The following is a 16,382-nucleotide window of genomic DNA, read 5'->3' as shown; positions in this document are numbered from 1 at the left end:
GAACACCTGCGAAGGGACGGAGATCCCGTGACCACCACGTACGAGCTTTCCCACCTGCGGGCACTGGAAGCCGAGTCGGTGCACATCTTCCGCGAGGTCGCCGCCACGTTCGAGAAACCCGTGCTGCTGTTCTCCGGCGGCAAGGACTCGGTGGTGATGCTGCACCTGGCCGCCAAGGCGTTCTGGCCCGCACCGCTGCCGTTCCCGGTGATGCACGTCGACACCGGGCACAACTTCGACGAGGTCATCGCCTACCGGGACGCCACCGTCGAGCGCTTCGGGCTGCGGCTGGTGGTGAGCAGCGTGCAGGACGACATCGACGCGGGCCGGGTCGTCGAGGAGACGGGTCCGCGCGCGAGCCGCAACCGGTTGCAGACCGCGGCTTTGCTGCGCGGCATCACCGAGAACGGCTTCACGGCCGTGTTCGGCGGCGCCCGTCGCGACGAGGAGAAGGCCCGCGCCAAGGAGCGGGTCTTCAGCTTCCGCGACGAGTACGGCCAGTGGGACCCGCGCAACCAGCGCCCCGAGCTGTGGAACCTCTACAACGGGCGGCACCGCAAGGGCGAGCACATCCGGGTGTTCCCGCTGTCCAACTGGACCGAGCTGGACATCTGGCAGTACATCCGGGACGAGGCGATCGAGCTGCCGTCCATCTACTACGCGCACCGCCGGCCGGTGGTGCACCGCGACGGGATGTTGTTGGCGCACACCAGGTTCGTCACGCTGCTCGACGGCGAGGAGCCGGTCGAGCAGCTGGTGCGGTTCCGCACCGTCGGCGACGCCACGTGCACCGGCTGCGTCGAGTCCGACGCCACCACCCCGGAGGAGGTGGTCGCGGAGGTCGCGGCCACCCGCGTCACCGAACGCGGCGCCACCCGCGCCGACGACCGGATCTCCGAGGCGGGCATGGAAGACCGGAAGAAGGAGGGGTACTTCTGATGGGACCGCTACTCCGGATCGCGACCGCGGGCAGCGTCGACGACGGCAAGTCGACCCTGATCGGCCGACTGCTCTACGACTCCAAGGCGTTCTTCGTCGACCAGCTCGCCGCCATCGAGCGCACCAGCCGCGAACGCGGCGAGGACGTGCCGAACCTGGCGCTGCTCACCGACGGCCTGCGCGCCGAGCGCGAGCAGGGCATCACCATCGACGTCGCGCACCGCTACTTCGCCACGCCCCGGCGCAAGTTCGTCATCGCCGACACGCCCGGACACGTCCAGTACACGCGCAACATGGTCACCGGCGCGTCCACCGCCGACGTGGCGCTGATCCTGGTCGACGCGCGCAAGGGCGTGTTGGAGCAGTCCCGGCGGCACGCGTTCATCGCCGCCCTGCTCGGCATCCCGCACTTCGTGGTGTGCGTGAACAAGATGGACCTGGTCGGCTGGTCCCAGGAGCGCTACGACGAGATCCGCGAGGAGTTCCGCCGGTTCGCCATGCGGCTGGACGTGCCCGACCTGTCGTTCGTGCCGATGTCCGCGCTCAACGGCGACAACGTGGTGAACCGGGGCACCGAGGCGCCCTGGTACGAGGGCACGTCGCTGCTGCACCACCTGGAGGAGGTGCACGTCGCGTCCGACCACAACCTGATCGACGCGCGGCTGCCCGTCCAGTACGTGATCCGGCCGCACCAGGACTTCCGGGGCTACGCGGGCACGGTGTCCGGCGGCGTGTTCCGGCCCGGCGACGAGGTCGTGGTGCTGCCGTCCGGGTTCACCACGGTCGTCGAGCGGCTCTGGGGACCCGGCGGCGAGCCGGTCGCCGAGGCGTTCCCGCCCCAGGCCGTGACCGTCGAGCTGGCCGACCACGTGGACGTGAGCCGGGGCGACCTGCTGTGCCGGCCCAACAACCGGCCGCACGTGGGCCAGGACGTGGACGCCATGGTCTGCTGGCTGACCGAGCGGTCGACGTTGAAGCCGGGGGCGAAGTACCTGGTGAAGCACACGTCGCAGCTCGTGAAGGCGTCCGTGCGCACGCTGGACTACCGGCTCGACGTCAACACGCTGCACCGCGACGAGACCGCGACGGGCTTGTCGCTCAACGAGATCGGCCGCATCAGCCTGCACACCCAGACGCCGCTGCTGTTCGACTCCTACCGGCGCAACCGGGGCACGGGCAGCTTCGTCCTGGTCGACGAGGCCACCAACGACACGGTCGCGGCGGGCATGATCACCGGCCCGCGCGTGTCCTCGTCCAACGTCGTGTGGCACGCGCCGACCGTCACCCGCGAGCAGCGGCCGACGCGCGGCCTGACCGTGTGGCTCACCGGCCTGTCCGGCTCGGGCAAGTCGACCGTGGCCGCCGAACTCGAACGCCGCCTGGTCGCGTCCGGCCGGCCCGCGTACCTGCTCGACGGCGACAACCTGCGCCACGACCTCAACGCCGACCTCGGGTTCGCCGCCGACGACCGCGCGGAGAACGTGCGTCGCACGGGTGCCGTCGCGCGGCTGTTCGCCGACGCGGGCACGGTCGCGATCGTGTCCCTGATCAGCCCGTACCAGGCCGACCGCGACGCGGTGCGCGCCGCGCACGAGGCGGCCGGGCTGGAGTTCGTCGAGGTGTTCGTGGACACGCCGTTGGAGATCTGCGAGCGACGTGACCCCAAGGGCATGTACGCGCGGGCGCGGGCCGGGGAGATCCGCGGCTTCACCGGGGTCGACGACCCGTACGAGGCGCCCGTCGACCCGGAGCTGGTGCTGCGCCCCGCCGACGGCGACCCGGCGGACGGTGCCGCCGCCGTGCTCGCGCTGCTGGACCGATGAGCGACGCCGACGCCCGGCTCGCGGCGCGGTTGGCGCGCGAGGCGGGCGACCTCCTGCTCAAGATCCGCGAGTCCGGCGGCGACGACCTCATGCGGCGCGGCGACGCCGAGTCCAACGCGTTCCTGCTCGCGGAGCTGGCCGCGTGTCGACCGGACGACGCCGTGCTGTCCGAGGAAGCCGCGGACGACCCGGCCCGGCTGGGCGCGAGTCGCGTGTGGATAGTCGACCCGCTCGACGGCACGCGCGAGTACGGCCGGCCCGGACGGGTCGACTGGGCCGTGCACGTGGCGCTGTGGCAACGCGGACGTGGCATCATGGCCGCCGCCGTCGCCGTGCCGGGCTTGAACCTGGTGCACGCCAGCGACGACGTCGTCCGGAAGTCAGCGCCCGCTCCAGCGGTACCGCGAATCCTGGTCAGCGACAGCAGGCCGCCGTCGTTCGCCGCCGCCGTCGCCGACGACCTCGGCGCGGTGCTGACGCCCATGGGTTCGGCGGGCGCCAAGGCGACGGCCGTGCTGCGGGGCGAGGCCGAGGCGTTCGTCCACGCGGGTGGGCAGTGGGAGTGGGACTCGGCCGCACCGGTCGGCGTCGCGCTCGCCGCCGGACTGCACGCGTCCCGTGTGGATGGTTCGCCCCTGGTCTACAACCGGCCCCACCCGTACCTGCCCGACCTGCTCATCTGCCGCGCGGACGCGGCGCCGAGGGTGCTGGCGGCGATCAGGGCGACCTGAGCCGCGTCGCGACGGGACCGCCCGGCGCGGTCCCGGCCGCGCGGTCCGCCACCGTGGAGGTGCACGCGAGATGTACCACGATTTGCAGATCAACCGCCTGCGGGCGTTGGTCACCGTCGTCGACGTCGGCGGTTTCCGCCGCGCGGCCGAGGTGTTGCACGTGACGCAGCCGGCCGTGAGCCAGCAGATCCGGCAGCTCGGCAGCCTGGTCAAGGGGCCGATCTTCCTGTCGACCGGGCGCGAGCTGAAGCTCAGCGCGCAGGGCGAGGAGCTGCTCGGCTACGCCCGGCGGATCGTCGCGCTCAACGACGAGGCCGTCGACCGCTTCGTGCCGCAGTCGGGCAAGGTGCGGCTGGCGATCGGGATCGGCGACCAGTTGGCCGAGGCGTTGCCGGAGATCCTGGCGTTGCTGGCCAAGGGCATGCCGCACGCGCAGGTGAGCGTGCGCACGGGCCTGAGCGAGTCCTTGGAGTCGCAGGTGGCGGCCGGTCGGCTCGACCTGGCGTTGCTGCTGCAACCCCGGCCGCAGCTCACCGCGGGCACCAGCCACGAACTGGGGCGGCTGCGGATGGACTGGTTCGGCCGGCCCGTGCACTCCGACGGCGCCGCGCTGCCGTTGACCCTGTTCACCGAGCCGTGCAGCCTGCGCGGCCGGATCGTCGACGCGTTCAACGCCTCCGACATGCCCTGGCGTGTCGGCTACGAGGGTGCGGAGCTGATCGGCCTGCGGGCGGCGGCCAAGGCCGGTCTCGGCGTGGCGTGCCTGGTCGCCAACGGCGACGAGCTGTGGGGCCTGCCGCGCACCGAGCGCGAGCTGCCCGAGCCGCCCGGCCCGGTGCCGGTGACGATGGCGATCTCGCCGGGTGCGGCGTCGCCGGGCTTCACGCGCGTGGCCAAGCGCGCGCTCCAGAACGCTTTGCACGGCTACCCGTTCGCCGAATGACCGGGGAGGATGACCATGGACCACACCAGGAGCCGGGTCGTGATCGTGGGTGCCGGTGCCGCCGGCGTCACGGTCGCGGCCCGGCTCGCCGGTCTGCCCGCCGACGTGTCGCTGGTCGACCCGGACCCGCGGCCCGGCCGGGGCGTGGCGTACTCGACCGGCCACGCCGGGCACCTGCTCAACACCCCGGCGGGGCGGATGAGCGCGTTCCCGGACGAGCCGGACCACTTCGTGCGGTGGGCGTCCCGGCTGACCGGGCGCGCGGTGGGGCCGGGGGAGTTCCTGGCCCGCCACCACTTCGGCACGTACCTGGGGTCGGTGCTCGCGGGGTGTCCCGTGCGCCACGTGCGGGCGCGGGCGGTGGGGGTGCGTGCGGGTGCGGTCGAGTTGGCGGACGGGCGGGCGTTGCCGTTCGACGCGGCCGTGCTGGCGGTGGGCGCGTTCCCGTCGTCGGGGTCGTGGGCTCCGCCGGCGCTGGTCGCCGACTCGCGCTTCGTGCCGAACCCCTGGTCCGCAAACGCTTTCGTGTCGGTGCCGGACGACCTGGACGTGCTGCTGGTGGGGACCGGGTTGACGGCGGTGGACGTGACCATGCTGCTGGACCGGCCCGGACGGGTGGTGCACGCGGTGTCCCGGCACGGGTTGCTGCCCCGTGCACATGCGCCGTCCCGGCCGGTCGACGTGCCGCGGGTGGAGGGGTGTTCGGACTTGGACTCGGTGCGCGCCTTGCTCGTCGGGCGGGTGCGTGCGCTGGGGGACTGGCGCACGGCCGTCGACGGGCTGCGGCCCGTGACGGCGGGGTTGTGGCAACGGCTGTCCGAGGTGGATCGGGCGCGGTTCCTGGCCGAGGACGTGCGGCTGTGGGACGTCCGTCGGCACCGGATGCCGCCGGCGGCTGCCTCGTGGGTGGGCAGGACGCGGGCCGTCGGTCGTCTGCGCGTGCACCGGGGGTCCGTCGTGGCGGCCGACCTGTTCCGCCGCGCCGTGCACGTGCGCTTGTCGACGGGTTCGGTGCTGCGCGTGGGTGCCGTCGTCGACTGCACGGGTCAGCACAACGACCCCGCGCTCGCCACCGACCCCCTGATCCGGTCCCTGCTCCGGACCGGTCTGATCCGCCGTGACCCTCTGGGCCTGGGCATCCGCACCGCCCCCGACGGCCGTGTGCTGCCGCTCGACGCTCCACTGTGGACCATCGGCGCCCCGCGCCGAGGCGACCTGTGGGAGACCACCGCGTACCCCGAGATCCGCGCCCAGGCCACCACCGTCGCCGAGTCCGTCGCCACCCACCTGTCCACCACCGCCTACCACGCGGCCTGACCCCGCGAGTTATACGTTCAGACACCGCGAAATGTGCACTCGGACACCGTGAAACATGCATTCGTGCACCGACCCTGGCGAGGCCCATGGTGCCCGAACGCATAACTCATGGTGTCCGAGTGCACATTTCGTGGTGTCCGAGTGCATAACTCGCGAGGGTGGGGGTGGGCCGGAGGGCCGGCCCACCCGGGGAGGGATTAGGCGGGGGTGGTGGTGGGGTGGTCGGTGCGGGTCAGCCAGTGGGTCACGGCGGCGGACAGGACCTTGCGGGACAGGCGGAACTCCGCGGCGGTGATGTGCTCCTGGGGGGTGTGGTCCAGGGAAGCGTCACCCGGGCCGTAGGCCACCATGGGCACGTCGCGCCACGTCGTGGCCAACGTGTTCATGTCGCTGCTGCCCTTCTTGGCCAGGTACCGGGGCGTGACCCCGGCCGCCCGGAAAGCGGGCGAGAACGCCCGCACCAGCGGACTGGTCCGCGGCGTGGCGTGGCCCGGCGTCGCCCGCAGCACGGTCGTCCGCACCGGCTCGGCCACCCGTTCCACCAACGCCGCCAACGCGTGCACGTCGGTCGTGTGCGGCACCCGCACGTCGAACACCGCCTCGCCCAACTGCACGTCGCCGCCGTTGCGCGCGTCCAGGCCCAGCACGGCCATCATCGCCTCGGGCGAGTACTCCGCGATCGCCGCGCGCAACCGGGCCACCACGTCCACCAACTGGTCCGCGGCCGTCACGACACCGTGCCCGGCCGTGTGGCCGACCGGCGTGCGCACGGTCAGCCGGATCTTGAGCAGACCCCGGTAGCTGATCGTCAACGCACCGGCGCCGGACGGCTCGCCGACGATCACCGCGTCGGCCGGGTAGTTGTCGCGGACGAAGAACGCACCGGCCGAGGTCATCTCCTCCTCGACCGCACCGACCACGCGCAACTGCGTGCCCGCCGGGACGTCCGCCTCGACGAGGGTCTCCAGGAACGCGGCCAGGCTGCCCTTCGCGTCCACGGTCCCGCGTCCGTGCAGCACCTCGTCGTTCGACCACCGCGCCGGCCACCGGTGGGCCACGGTGTCCAGGTGGCCCAGCAGCAGCAGTCGGCGCGCGCCGGACCCGCGCACGGCCACGAAGTTCCCGGCCTGGTCGATGCCGGAGTCCACGCCGTGCTCGGTACACCAGTCGACCAGGTAGTCGGCGAGTTCGCGCTCGTCGGCCGACACCGACGACAGCTCCACCGTCCGCGTCAGCAGGTTCAGGTCGTCGGCCGGCGGCGTGGCCCGCCAGAACCGCGTCCCGGACGCGGGTGCCAGCACGTGCGGCCCGGTGATCGCCACGTCCGCCGCGCCGGTCAGCGCGATCTCGGCCGCGCGGACCTTCTGCTTCATCCGCCCGGACGCGTACTGCCCGCCCTCGCCCGGCAGCACGTGCTCCTGCCGCGAGGTCGGGTCGGTCGGGTCGGCCAGCAGTCCCGGCGTCCCGGTCACCAGCCGCAGGTGGTCGGCGTCCAGGGCGTTGGCCAGCTCCGCGGCCAGCACGTCCGCGTCCACGTTCAACGCCGACCCGCCCGCGCTGTCGGACACCGGCGGCGACAGGCACACCACGTCGAAAGCCTCCAGCAGGGACAGGATGCGCTCGACGTCCACACCGGACACCACGCCCGCGCGGTGGTCGCGCACCACGGTCACCCGGCCGTCGCTGACCGCGCGGATCGGCGGGTTGGCCGTGCCGCACACCAGGGCGTCGTCCGCCGCCGGTGCCGTGTAGGCGATGATCCCGCGCGTGGCCAGCGCCTGCCGCACGCGCGGCAGCGTGACCCGCCGGTACGCCTCGACGATGTGCGCCATCTCCTCCGGCGGGCAGTAGCGCACGTCGTCGCCGTTGCGCAGCCGCAGGAACCTGATGTCCCGGCCGATGCTCTCGTAGTGCTCGACGATCCCGGCCGCGCCGCCCGCCACCAGCAGCACGCGCGCGCCGCGCAGCGGGATGCCCGCCAGTTCGTCGAAGACGGTGTCGTGGCGCAGCGACGCGCTTCCGATCTTCACAACGTACAGCGCCGACTTCCGTGTGCCGGCGACGTGCCCGAGTACGGACATCCTTGCGTCTCCTGTTCAGCCGATGCCGCGGGTGTTGCCGCCGTCGGCGACGAGAACCGTGCCGGTGACGTAGGACGCCTGGTCACCGGAGAGCATGGCGACCAGCGCGCCGAAGTGCCCGGCGTCGCCGATGCGCCCGAGCGGGATGCCGCGCGCCACGCGGGCGAGTTCGTCCTCGACGTGGTCGCCGAACTGCTCGTCGAGGATCGGGGTGCGGTGGTAGCCGGGCGCGATCACGTTGACCGTGACCCCGTTGGCGCCCAACGCGTGCACGAGGCCCTTCATGTGCCCGAGCAGCCCCAGCCGGGCCACCGACGACAGGCCGCTGGCCGGGCTGGGCTGCTTGACCGCCTCGGACGCGATCATCACGATGCGGCCCCAGCCGGCCGCCTTGAGGATCGGCAGCGCGGCCAGGGTGATCGACACGTGCGGCAGCAGGTTCCCGTCGACCGCCTCGCGGTAGTCGGCGGGCTCGAAGCTGTCGACCGGGCCGAACGGCACGCCGCCGGTGTTGGTGACCACGATGTCGAGTCCGCCGAACACGTCGGCGGTGTGCCGCACCCAGGCCGCCGCCGCGTGCTCGTCGCGGATGTCCACGGGGACGCTGAGCACGTCACCGGGTCCGGCCGCGTTCACCTCGGCGTGCGCCTTGGCCAGCCGTGCCGGGTCGCGCCCGCAGATCGACACGTGCGCGCCCTCCGCGGCGAACGCCTTGGCGACGGCGAGGCCGAGTCCGCTGCTCGACGCCGCGACCAGGGCCACCCGCCCCTTGATCCCGAGGTCCATGTCCCATCCTCTTCATCCGATCGGCAGATGCCGGTATCCGTAGCGCGCGAGCAGCGGCAGCGCGGGCACGGACGCGGCGACGATCTCCCGTGTGCTCAGTGCGGAGCGCCACCGGTCGTCGGCGCGGATCGTGGTGGCACCCCGGGCGAGCCGGTCCGGGTTGCCGGTGACGGTGTGGTTCACGCCGAGGGTCACCCGACCGTCGGCGTCGACGGGCGGCTCCCCGTCGAGTCCCGCGAACTCCATGACCTCGGTCAGCACGCCGCGCGGGTCGGCGCACAGGTCCTCGTGCCGCACCCGCAGGTAGCGGTCGGGCGCGGCGCGGCCGAGCAGTTCGGACGCGACGTTGAACGCGGTCCAGTAGGCACTGCTGCCCGCCGGGCTCATCGGGTCGATGTAGTCCTTGGCGCGCTTGTAGGACAGCGCGGTCGGCCGCGGGTCGCGGACCATGTGCAGCACGCGCACGTCCAGGTCCTCGCGGCCGAGCAGGGCGGCGGCCTCGCCGGGGTACTTCGACCCGTCGACGACCAGTCGGCCGGCGCCGTTGCCCGCCAGACCACGGTAGATCCCGGCCGTGCGCCCGGTCGCCTCGACGACCCCGCGCGGCGGCCTCCCGCCGCGTCGCCAGTCGGCCAGGCGGGCGGCGGTGTGCCGGGTGCGCAGGTAGTGCCGCTGCTGCGCGACCATCCGGCGCGCGGCCGACGGGTCGGCGGAGCCGTCGGCGTACAGGACAGCCGACCACAGCTCGCACTGCGTCAGGTCCTGGCCGCAGCCGCACAGCGTGTTGGTGCCCTCTTTGAGGACGCCGTTGCGCCACAGGTAGTGCAGCTCGCCGACGTGCAGCACGCCGGGCAGTTCGTTGAGCACGTTGCCCAGCAGCGTGCTGCCGCTGCGCATCCAGCCCGTGATGTAGAGGACGCGGGTCTCAGGCGCCATCGTCGGCCTGCCACGACAGCGTCATGAGGTGTTGCGGCAGGTGTACGGCCAGGCCGATCCGGGTGGACGCCTCGAACACGTCGCCGTCGGACTCCCGGCGCAGCGCGATGTGCGCGACGTCGGGCAGCAGCAGCGTGAACGCGGCCCGGAAGTCGCCCAGCAGCAACGAGTCGCGCGGGATCATCCGGGTGCGCGACACGGTGATGCCCGCGACCTGGAGGCGGCCCAGCAGACCGGTGCGCACCATCTCCCAGTAGGTGAACGGGTGCGCCACGATCCCGTCGCACGACCCGCCGGTCTCCTCGACCTCGGCGGCGGCCCGGGTGACGGCCTGCTCCAGGCCGTGCGGCGACGCGGTGTGCCGGGTGCCCGGCAGGTTCAGCAGACCGGTGATCGCGCCGTCGGCCGTGCCGGTGAGCAGGGACTGGTTCTCCACCACGGACAGCCGGACCAGCACGCGGAAGTCGACGTACTGGGCGAGCAGCTCCGGGTGGTCGAGCACGCCCTCGGGCGCGGGGACGCGGGCGACCAGGTCGGTCAGCGGCGTCTCGGCGAGCCGGGGCGCGAACGCGGCCTCGGGCGTGCTCGCGTACGAGGTGCCCGCGGTGGCGAGCGCGCCGCGCGGCGGCTCGTGCACGAACGTCGCCGGCCCGTCGGCCACCCGCGCGGTCTTGAGCAGGTGCCGGACGGGGTAGCGCGGGCGGGACGCGAACAGCGGGAACGCCGCGGGCAGGTGGGTGGAGAACGGGACCACCAGGTCCCCGGCGTCCGACGCGGCACCGGCGATCGCGGCGAACTCCGCGCCGGGCGTACGGGCGGGGTCCGCGACGGTCAGGGTCGAAGTCATCTGCACTCCTCGTGGGCGGCGGAAAGAGTCGGAAAGCCTCCGGACGAGCATAGGATCGGATGCCGGGATTTTTACGCTCCGCAGCCGCAGCCCTGCTTATACATGTGTAGCCGCGTGATTATCGTGCCTGCTCATAAGTCGTCCGGTGTGAGACGACAACGGGCGGTTATTGGATATTTTCACGTTCCGGACATAACTTGGTCCTACCCCGATCACGCACCGCCAGGAAGTAGGGAATGACATGTCGAAGACCGTGCTCGCCGCCGAGTGCCCCGAGTGCGCGGCCGACGTCGGCCTCGACGCCGACGCCCGCGTGAGCGAGATCGTCGAATGCGTCGAGTGCCGCAGCGAATTGGAGATCGAATCCGTCGATCCGCCGACCCTGGTGCGCGCGCCGGAGGTCGAAGAGGACTGGGGCGAGTAGTCCGCCCCCTCATCTAGGGACGTATGAGGATGAATCCGGTTGGTCCGCGCCTGGGCGTTCTGGCATCCCGGGTGCGCGTCGAGGAGAAAGCCATCATGGCCGCGCTCGACCGGCGCGGCGTCGCATTCGAGCACCTGGACCCCAGGACGTTGTCCGTCACCGGCGGCGCCGCCTGGGCGGGTCCGGAGTTCGTCGTCAACCGCGAGGTCGGGCACTACCGCGCGCTCTACGCGGCCAGTGCCCTCGAAGCGGCCGGGGCGACCGTGCTGAACTCGGCCGCCGCGACCCACGTCAGCGGCGACAAGTGGCACACGTCGGCGGCCCTGCTCGCGGCCGGGCTGCCGACACCGGCGACCACGCTGGCGCTCACCTCCGAGGCCGCGCTCAAGGCGTTGGAGGAGATCGGCTACCCGGCGGTGATCAAGCCGCTGGTCGGGTCCTGGGGCCGGCTGGTCACCAAGGTCGCCGACCGCGACTCGGCCGCGGCCGTGCTCGAACACGTCGAGGCGCTGCCCTCGCCCCAGTCGCACGTGGTCTACCTCCAGGAACTGGTGGGTCGGGCCGACCGCGACATCCGCGTGATCGTCGTCGGCGGCGAGGTCGTCGGCGCGACGCACCGGCGGGGCGACGAGTGGCGCACCAACGTGGCGCGCGGCGCGGCCAGCGAGCCGTGCCCGCTCACGGACGAGATCACCGATCTCGCGGTCCGCGCCGCCGCCGCCGTGGGCGCGGACATCGCCGGGGTCGACCTCATCGAGGCAGAGGAAGGACGCCTGACCGTGCTCGAAGTCAACGACCGGGTGGAGTTCAAGGGCTTCCAGAGCGCCCACCCCGGTCTGGACGTCGCGGACCGCATCGTGGACCTGCTGCTGAGCAGGGCCGCCGCATGATCCGGGTCGCGGTCGTCGGTGCCGCCGGCTACATCGGCGGCGAACTGCTCCGCCTGCTCGTGTCCCACCCGGACGTCGAGCTGGCCGCGGCCACCTCGCGCAGCCTCCAGGGCCGCCAGATCGACGGCGTGCACCCGAACCTGCGCAGCCGCACCACGCTGAGGTTCAGCGCCGAGGACGAACTCGACCACTACGACGCGATCTTCCTGGCGACGCCGCACCGCGAGACCATGGCGCGGATGACGGAGTTCCTGGGCCTGGCCCGGACCGTGATCGACCTGTCCGGCGACTTCCGGCTCGCGTCGACCGCCGCCTACGAGGACTACTACGGCACACCGCACACGGCGCCCGACCTGATCGAGTCGTTCGTCACCGGCCTGCCCGAGTTGCACCGCGAGGCGCTGCGCACGGCCGACCGGATCAGCGTGCCGGGCTGCATGGCCAGCGCGGGCATCCTCGCGCTGACCCCGCTCGCGCACGCCGGGCTGATCCGCGGCGAGATCACCGTGGACGCGCGCACCGGCTCCAGCGGCTCGGGCGCCAAGGCCGGCTCGGAGAACCTGCACGCCGAGCGCAGCGGCGCCCTGCGGGTGTTCGCGCCGACCAGGCACCGGCACGAGGCCGAGATCTCCCAGGCCACGGGTCTGCCGGTGCGCATGACGGCCACGGGCGTCGAGGCGGTGCGCGGCGTGCAGCTCGTCAGCCGGGCGCACCTCGCGCCGGACGTGGACGAGCGCGACATCCGGTCCGCCTACCGGGCGGCGTACGGCGACGAGCCGTTCGTCCGCGTGGTGGCGCACCGGCGGGGCCTGCACCGGTTCCCGGACGCCAAGATCCTGTCCGGGTCCAACTTCTGCGACGTCGGCTTCGCGCTCGAGGCCGGCTCGCCGCAGGTCACCGTGATCTCGGCGCTGGACAACCTCGTCAAGGGCGGCGCCGGCAACGCCGTGCAGTGTCTGAACGTGCGCTACGGCCTGTCGGAGCGGGCCGGGCTCGAGTTCACCGGTCTGCACCCGAACTGACCGCTGGGGAAGGGAAGAGGCATGAGCAGCAGCACGTTGGCGCCGCCGAGCACGGTGGCGGCGGTGTCGGTGGACACCGCGGCCGGGGTCGACCTGGCCGAGATCGCCGCACGTATCCGCGAACACGTCGTCGACATGTGCGCGGGTCCCGAGGGCGGGCACGTCGGCGGGTCGATGTCGCTCGTCGAGATCCTGGCCACCCTGTACTTCCGGGTGATGCTGGTCGACCCGCGGTTCCCGGCCTCGCCGGACCGCGACGTGCTGCTGCTCAGCAAGGGGCACGGCGGGATCGCGCTGTACGCGACGCTGGCCGAGGCCGGGTTCTTCCCGGCCGAGCGCCTCGCCGGGTACGGCACGCCCGGCAGCCCGCTGATGGCGCACCCGAACACGGCCGTGCCCGGTGTCGAGATGCCGACCGGGTCGCTGGGCCACGGCCTGGCCCTGGGCATCGGGTACGCGCTGGCCGCCCGGCTCGACGAGTCCGACCGCCGCACGTTCGTGATCATGGGCGACGGCGAGCTCCAGGAGGGCTCGGTGTGGGAGTCGGCGTCGGTCGCGGCGGCGCAGCGGCTGGACAACCTGGTCGCCGTGGTCGACCGCAACGGCCTGCAGATCACCGGCGGCACGCACGAGGTCAACGACCTGGAGCCGCTGGCCGACCGGTGGCGGGCGTTCGGCTGGCGGGTGTTCGAAGTGGACGGTCACGACGTCGACGCGCTCACCGACGCGCTGACCACCGAGCCCGAGAACGGTCGTCCGACGGTCGTGCTCGCCCGCACGGTCAAGGGCAAGGGCCTGCCCATGGTGGAGAACCAGATCCGCAGCCACTACGCCAAGCTCGGCGGCCGGGCGCACCGGCTGGCCCGCGCGGCGTTGCGCGAGGGACGGTCGTCGTGACCGCACCCGTCAAGGTCCGCTCGTCGCGGGAGGTCTACCGCGACGTCCTGGTGGAGGTGCTCGCCGACGACGAGCGCGCGATCTGCCTGGACACCGACACCGGCCTGTTCGCCGGCGTCGACTTCGGCGCGGCGGCGCGGCGTTACGTCAACATCGGCATCGCCGAGCACACGGTGATGGGCGCCGCCGCCGGGTTGGCCAAGGAGGGGCGCGTCCCGTTCGTCAACACGATGGCCGCGTTCGCGGCCTCGCGGGCGATCGAGGCCGTCAAGATCGACATCGCCTACAACAACCTGCCCGTGCGCATCGCCGCCACCCACTCCGGGGTGTCCGCGGGCCACCTCGGTCCCACGCACCACGCGTTGGAGGACCTGGCGGCGATGCGCGTGCTGCCGAACATGACCGTGGTGGTCGCCGCCGACGCGGCGACCACGGAAAGCCTGCTGCGCCAGGCTTTGTCGCTGCCCGGACCGGTGTACCTGCGGCTGGGCCGCAACGCCACGCCGGACCTGCCGGCCGGCCCGCCCGTGCGGCTCGGCGAGGCCCAGGTGCTGCGCCAGGGCACGGACGTCGTGCTCGCCGCGTGCGGTGCGTACCCCGTGCTGTCCGCGATCGAGGCCGCCGACCTGCTCGCGGCCGAGGGCGTCGAGGCGACCGTGCTGCACGTGCACACGGTCAAGCCGCTGGACACCGCGACGCTGGCCGCCGCGGCGGGCTTCACCGGCGCCGTCGTCACCGTCGAGGAGCACTGGGCCGCCGGTGGCTTCGGCTCGGCGGTGGCCGAGGCGCTCACCGAGCTGATGCCGGTGCGCGTGCACCGGTTGGCGCTGCCCGACGAGTTCGTCGGCGTGTCGGGTTCCCAGCGCTTCCTGCTCGACCGCGCGGGCGTGACCGCCGCCGCGATCGCCGAGCGGGCCAAGCGGAGCATGAGAGGAAAGATCCGGTGAACGACTACCGGTTACGCGGGTGGTGGCGGGACGGCACCATCCTGGACGACCTGCGGCGGGCGACCGCCGCGACCCCCGACAAGACCGCAGTGGTGTGCTACCAGGAAGACGCTGACGGTGGTCACGGCCCGGTGGCGCTGACCTACCGCGAGCTGACCGCGAAGGTCGAGCGGATCGCGGGCAACCTGCACCGGCTCGGCGTGCGGCACGGCGACGTGGTGACGCTCCAGCTCCCCAACACGTGGCAGCTCGTCGCCACGATCCTGGCGTGCGCCCGGATCGGCGCGGTCGCCGGACCGGTCGTGCCGATCATGCGCCGGCGCGAGGTCGAGTTCGCCACCCGGTTGACCGCGAGCCCGGTCTACGTCGGCGCCGCGACGTTCCGGGGCTTCGACTACGCGGCGATGAGCGCGCGGGTCGCCGAGACCGTGCCGACGTTGCGGCACCGTGTGCTGCTCGGCGGCGGTGCCGACGGCTCGCTCGACTTCGAGGCGGAACTGCTGGCTCCGGAGTCCTCTTTGGACGGATCAGTCGAGGCCGGTCCGGACGACGTCGCCCAGGTCATGTTCACGTCCGGCACGACCGGCGAGCCGAAGGGGGTCGTGCACAGCCACAACACCCTGTACTCGATGAACCGCGCGCAGGCCGACGTGCTGCACCTGTCCGGCGACGAGGTCACCGCGATGGGCTCCCCGACCACGCACCAGGCCGGCTACACGTGGAACCTGGTGATGCCGCTGCTGCTGGGCGCCACGTCGGTGCACGTCGACCACTGGGACGCGGCGCTGATGCAGGAGATCCTGGAGAAGCGGCGGGTCACGTTCTTCATGGGCGCTCCCACGTTCCTGTCCGACCTCATCGCGCGCCAGGCCGACGCGCCACGCGACCTGTCCGCGTTGCACACGTTCGCCACGGGCAGCGCACCGATCCCGCCGCTGCTCGTCGAGCGCTGTCGCGACGTCCTGGGCTGCCGGCTGTACGCGTTGTGGGGCATGACCGAGAACGGCTGCGTCACGATCACCCGCCCCGAGGACCCGGCCATGCGCGCGGCCGAGAGCGACGGCACGGCCGTGCCCGGCATGGAGGTCCGCGTCGTCGACCGCGACACGGGCACGCCCGCGACCGGCGGGAGACCCGGCCTGCTCCAGGTCCGCGGGTCCGCGCAGTGCCTGGGCTACTACCGCAGGCCCCAGGTGTACGCCGCGTGCGTCACCCCCGACGGCTGGTTCGACACCGGCGACCTGGCCCGCGACGACGGCCACGGCGGCATCCGGATCACCGGCCGGGTGAAGGACCTGATCATGCGCGGCGCGGAGAACATCCCGGCGATCGAGGTCGAGGCCGCGTTGCTGCGGCACGAGGCGGTCCGGGACGTGGCCGTGGTGGGCTACCCCGACGACCGGCTCGGCGAGCGCGCGTGCGCCGTGCTGGTGACCGGCGGCGTGCCGCTCACGCTCGCCGACGTGCGCCACCACCTCGACGGCCTCGGCATGGTCAAGCACTACTGGCCGGAACGGCTCGAATTCCTGCCGGAACTGCCCCGGACGCCGTCCGGGAAAATCCAGAAATTCGTCCTTCGCGAACGCCTGCGGGCGGGTGCGTGACGGACCCCGCTTTCGCCGCCACGTGGTCGTATGCGTGGCGGCGTTCGCGGCGTGGCGGCCCTGCGGTGTGATCGGCTGGGGTATAACCGCTGTTCAAGGCTTGGCGTGCCCCTTGATTCGCATTCCAGGGGAATTCGACCTGATTTCGTCATGTGTGCGGGCCTGACCGAAGCACGCGCTTTTGGTGACCGGTGA

15 protein-coding genes are annotated in these 16,382 nt (G+C 72.6%); 11 read left to right on the top strand and 4 right to left on the bottom strand.

Annotation, left to right across the window (positions count from 1 at the left end; translation table 11 throughout):
• The first annotated feature begins 27 nt into the window (after positions 1-27).
• The 5 genes from cysD to F4559_RS23400 all read left to right on the top strand — a co-directional run bounded on the left by cysD (position 28) and on the right by F4559_RS23400 (position 5,753).
• Positions 28-939: a sulfate adenylyltransferase subunit CysD gene (gene cysD / locus F4559_RS23420; RefSeq protein ID WP_184672060.1), complete on the top strand. Its 912-nt coding sequence runs from the start codon at positions 28-30 to the stop codon at positions 937-939.
• A complete protein-coding gene (gene cysC / locus F4559_RS23415; RefSeq protein WP_184672058.1) occupies positions 939-2,762 on the top strand; it encodes an adenylyl-sulfate kinase in 1,824 nt (607 codons plus the stop codon). Before cysD ends, cysC begins: the two co-directional genes overlap by 1 nt.
• Positions 2,759-3,493: a 3'(2'),5'-bisphosphate nucleotidase CysQ gene (locus F4559_RS23410; RefSeq protein ID WP_184672056.1), complete on the top strand. Its 735-nt coding sequence runs from the start codon at positions 2,759-2,761 to the stop codon at positions 3,491-3,493. The genes cysC and F4559_RS23410 overlap by 4 nt, the downstream gene beginning before the upstream one ends.
• A 70-nt stretch (positions 3,494-3,563) precedes the next feature.
• A complete protein-coding gene (locus F4559_RS23405; RefSeq protein ID WP_184672054.1) occupies positions 3,564-4,436 on the top strand; it encodes a LysR substrate-binding domain-containing protein in 873 nt (290 codons plus the stop codon).
• Between the two features lie 15 nt (positions 4,437-4,451).
• Positions 4,452-5,753, top strand: coding sequence for an FAD/NAD(P)-binding protein (locus F4559_RS23400; RefSeq protein WP_184672052.1), 1,302 nt, complete (start codon positions 4,452-4,454; stop codon positions 5,751-5,753).
• A gap of 197 nt (positions 5,754-5,950) precedes the next feature.
• Here F4559_RS23400 and F4559_RS23395 read toward each other — a convergent pair whose 3' ends face one another.
• The 4 genes from F4559_RS23395 to F4559_RS23380 form a co-directional block, all read right to left on the bottom strand.
• Positions 5,951-7,783 carry a M20/M25/M40 family metallo-hydrolase gene (locus F4559_RS23395; RefSeq protein ID WP_221447357.1) on the bottom strand — a complete coding sequence of 611 codons (1,833 nt, stop codon included), beginning with the start codon at positions 7,781-7,783 and terminating at the stop codon, positions 5,951-5,953.
• 66 nt (positions 7,784-7,849) lie between these two features.
• The gene (locus tag F4559_RS23390; protein WP_184672047.1) at positions 7,850-8,620 is read right to left on the bottom strand and encodes an SDR family NAD(P)-dependent oxidoreductase; all 771 of its coding nucleotides are present in this window, start codon (positions 8,618-8,620) and stop codon (positions 7,850-7,852) included.
• Positions 8,621-8,632: 12 nt separating this feature from the next.
• Entirely contained in the window at positions 8,633-9,556 is a 924-nt protein-coding gene (locus F4559_RS23385; protein ID WP_184672045.1) for a sulfotransferase, read from the bottom strand.
• Positions 9,546-10,403: a family 3 encapsulin nanocompartment shell protein gene (locus tag F4559_RS23380; protein WP_184672043.1), complete on the bottom strand. Its 858-nt coding sequence runs from the start codon at positions 10,401-10,403 to the stop codon at positions 9,546-9,548. Before F4559_RS23380 ends, F4559_RS23385 begins: the two co-directional genes overlap by 11 nt.
• Before the next feature lie 241 nt (positions 10,404-10,644).
• Between F4559_RS23380 and lysW the strand changes: the two genes are divergently transcribed.
• The 6 genes from lysW to F4559_RS23350 are packed head-to-tail and all read left to right on the top strand — an operon-like array spanning position 10,645 to position 16,187.
• The gene (gene lysW / locus F4559_RS35455) at positions 10,645-10,827 is read left to right on the top strand and encodes a lysine biosynthesis protein LysW (RefSeq protein ID WP_184672041.1); all 183 of its coding nucleotides are present in this window, start codon (positions 10,645-10,647) and stop codon (positions 10,825-10,827) included.
• A gap of 29 nt (positions 10,828-10,856) precedes the next feature.
• A complete protein-coding gene (lysX, locus tag F4559_RS23370) occupies positions 10,857-11,717 on the top strand; it encodes a lysine biosynthesis protein LysX (protein WP_184672039.1) in 861 nt (286 codons plus the stop codon).
• Positions 11,714-12,739 (top strand): N-acetyl-gamma-glutamyl-phosphate reductase, encoded by a 1,026-nt coding sequence (gene argC, locus F4559_RS23365; RefSeq protein ID WP_184672037.1) that lies wholly within the window; start codon positions 11,714-11,716, stop codon positions 12,737-12,739. Before lysX ends, argC begins: the two co-directional genes overlap by 4 nt.
• 21 nt (positions 12,740-12,760) lie before the next feature.
• Entirely contained in the window at positions 12,761-13,636 is an 876-nt protein-coding gene (locus F4559_RS23360) for a transketolase (protein ID WP_184672035.1), read from the top strand.
• Complete coding sequence (locus F4559_RS36535) at positions 13,633-14,583, top strand: transketolase family protein (RefSeq protein WP_184672033.1); 951 nt, start codon at positions 13,633-13,635, stop codon at positions 14,581-14,583. The genes F4559_RS23360 and F4559_RS36535 overlap by 4 nt, the downstream gene beginning before the upstream one ends.
• Positions 14,580-16,187, top strand: coding sequence for an AMP-binding protein (locus F4559_RS23350; protein WP_184672031.1), 1,608 nt, complete (start codon positions 14,580-14,582; stop codon positions 16,185-16,187). Before F4559_RS36535 ends, F4559_RS23350 begins: the two co-directional genes overlap by 4 nt.
• Positions 16,188-16,382 lie beyond the last annotated feature (195 nt).

The organism is Saccharothrix violaceirubra (genome assembly GCF_014203755.1).
Taxonomy (GTDB): Bacteria; Actinomycetota; Actinomycetes; order Mycobacteriales; family Pseudonocardiaceae; genus Actinosynnema; species Actinosynnema violaceirubrum.
Note: the sequence above shows the minus strand (reverse complement) of the source record. Positions and strands in the feature narration are given on the sequence as shown.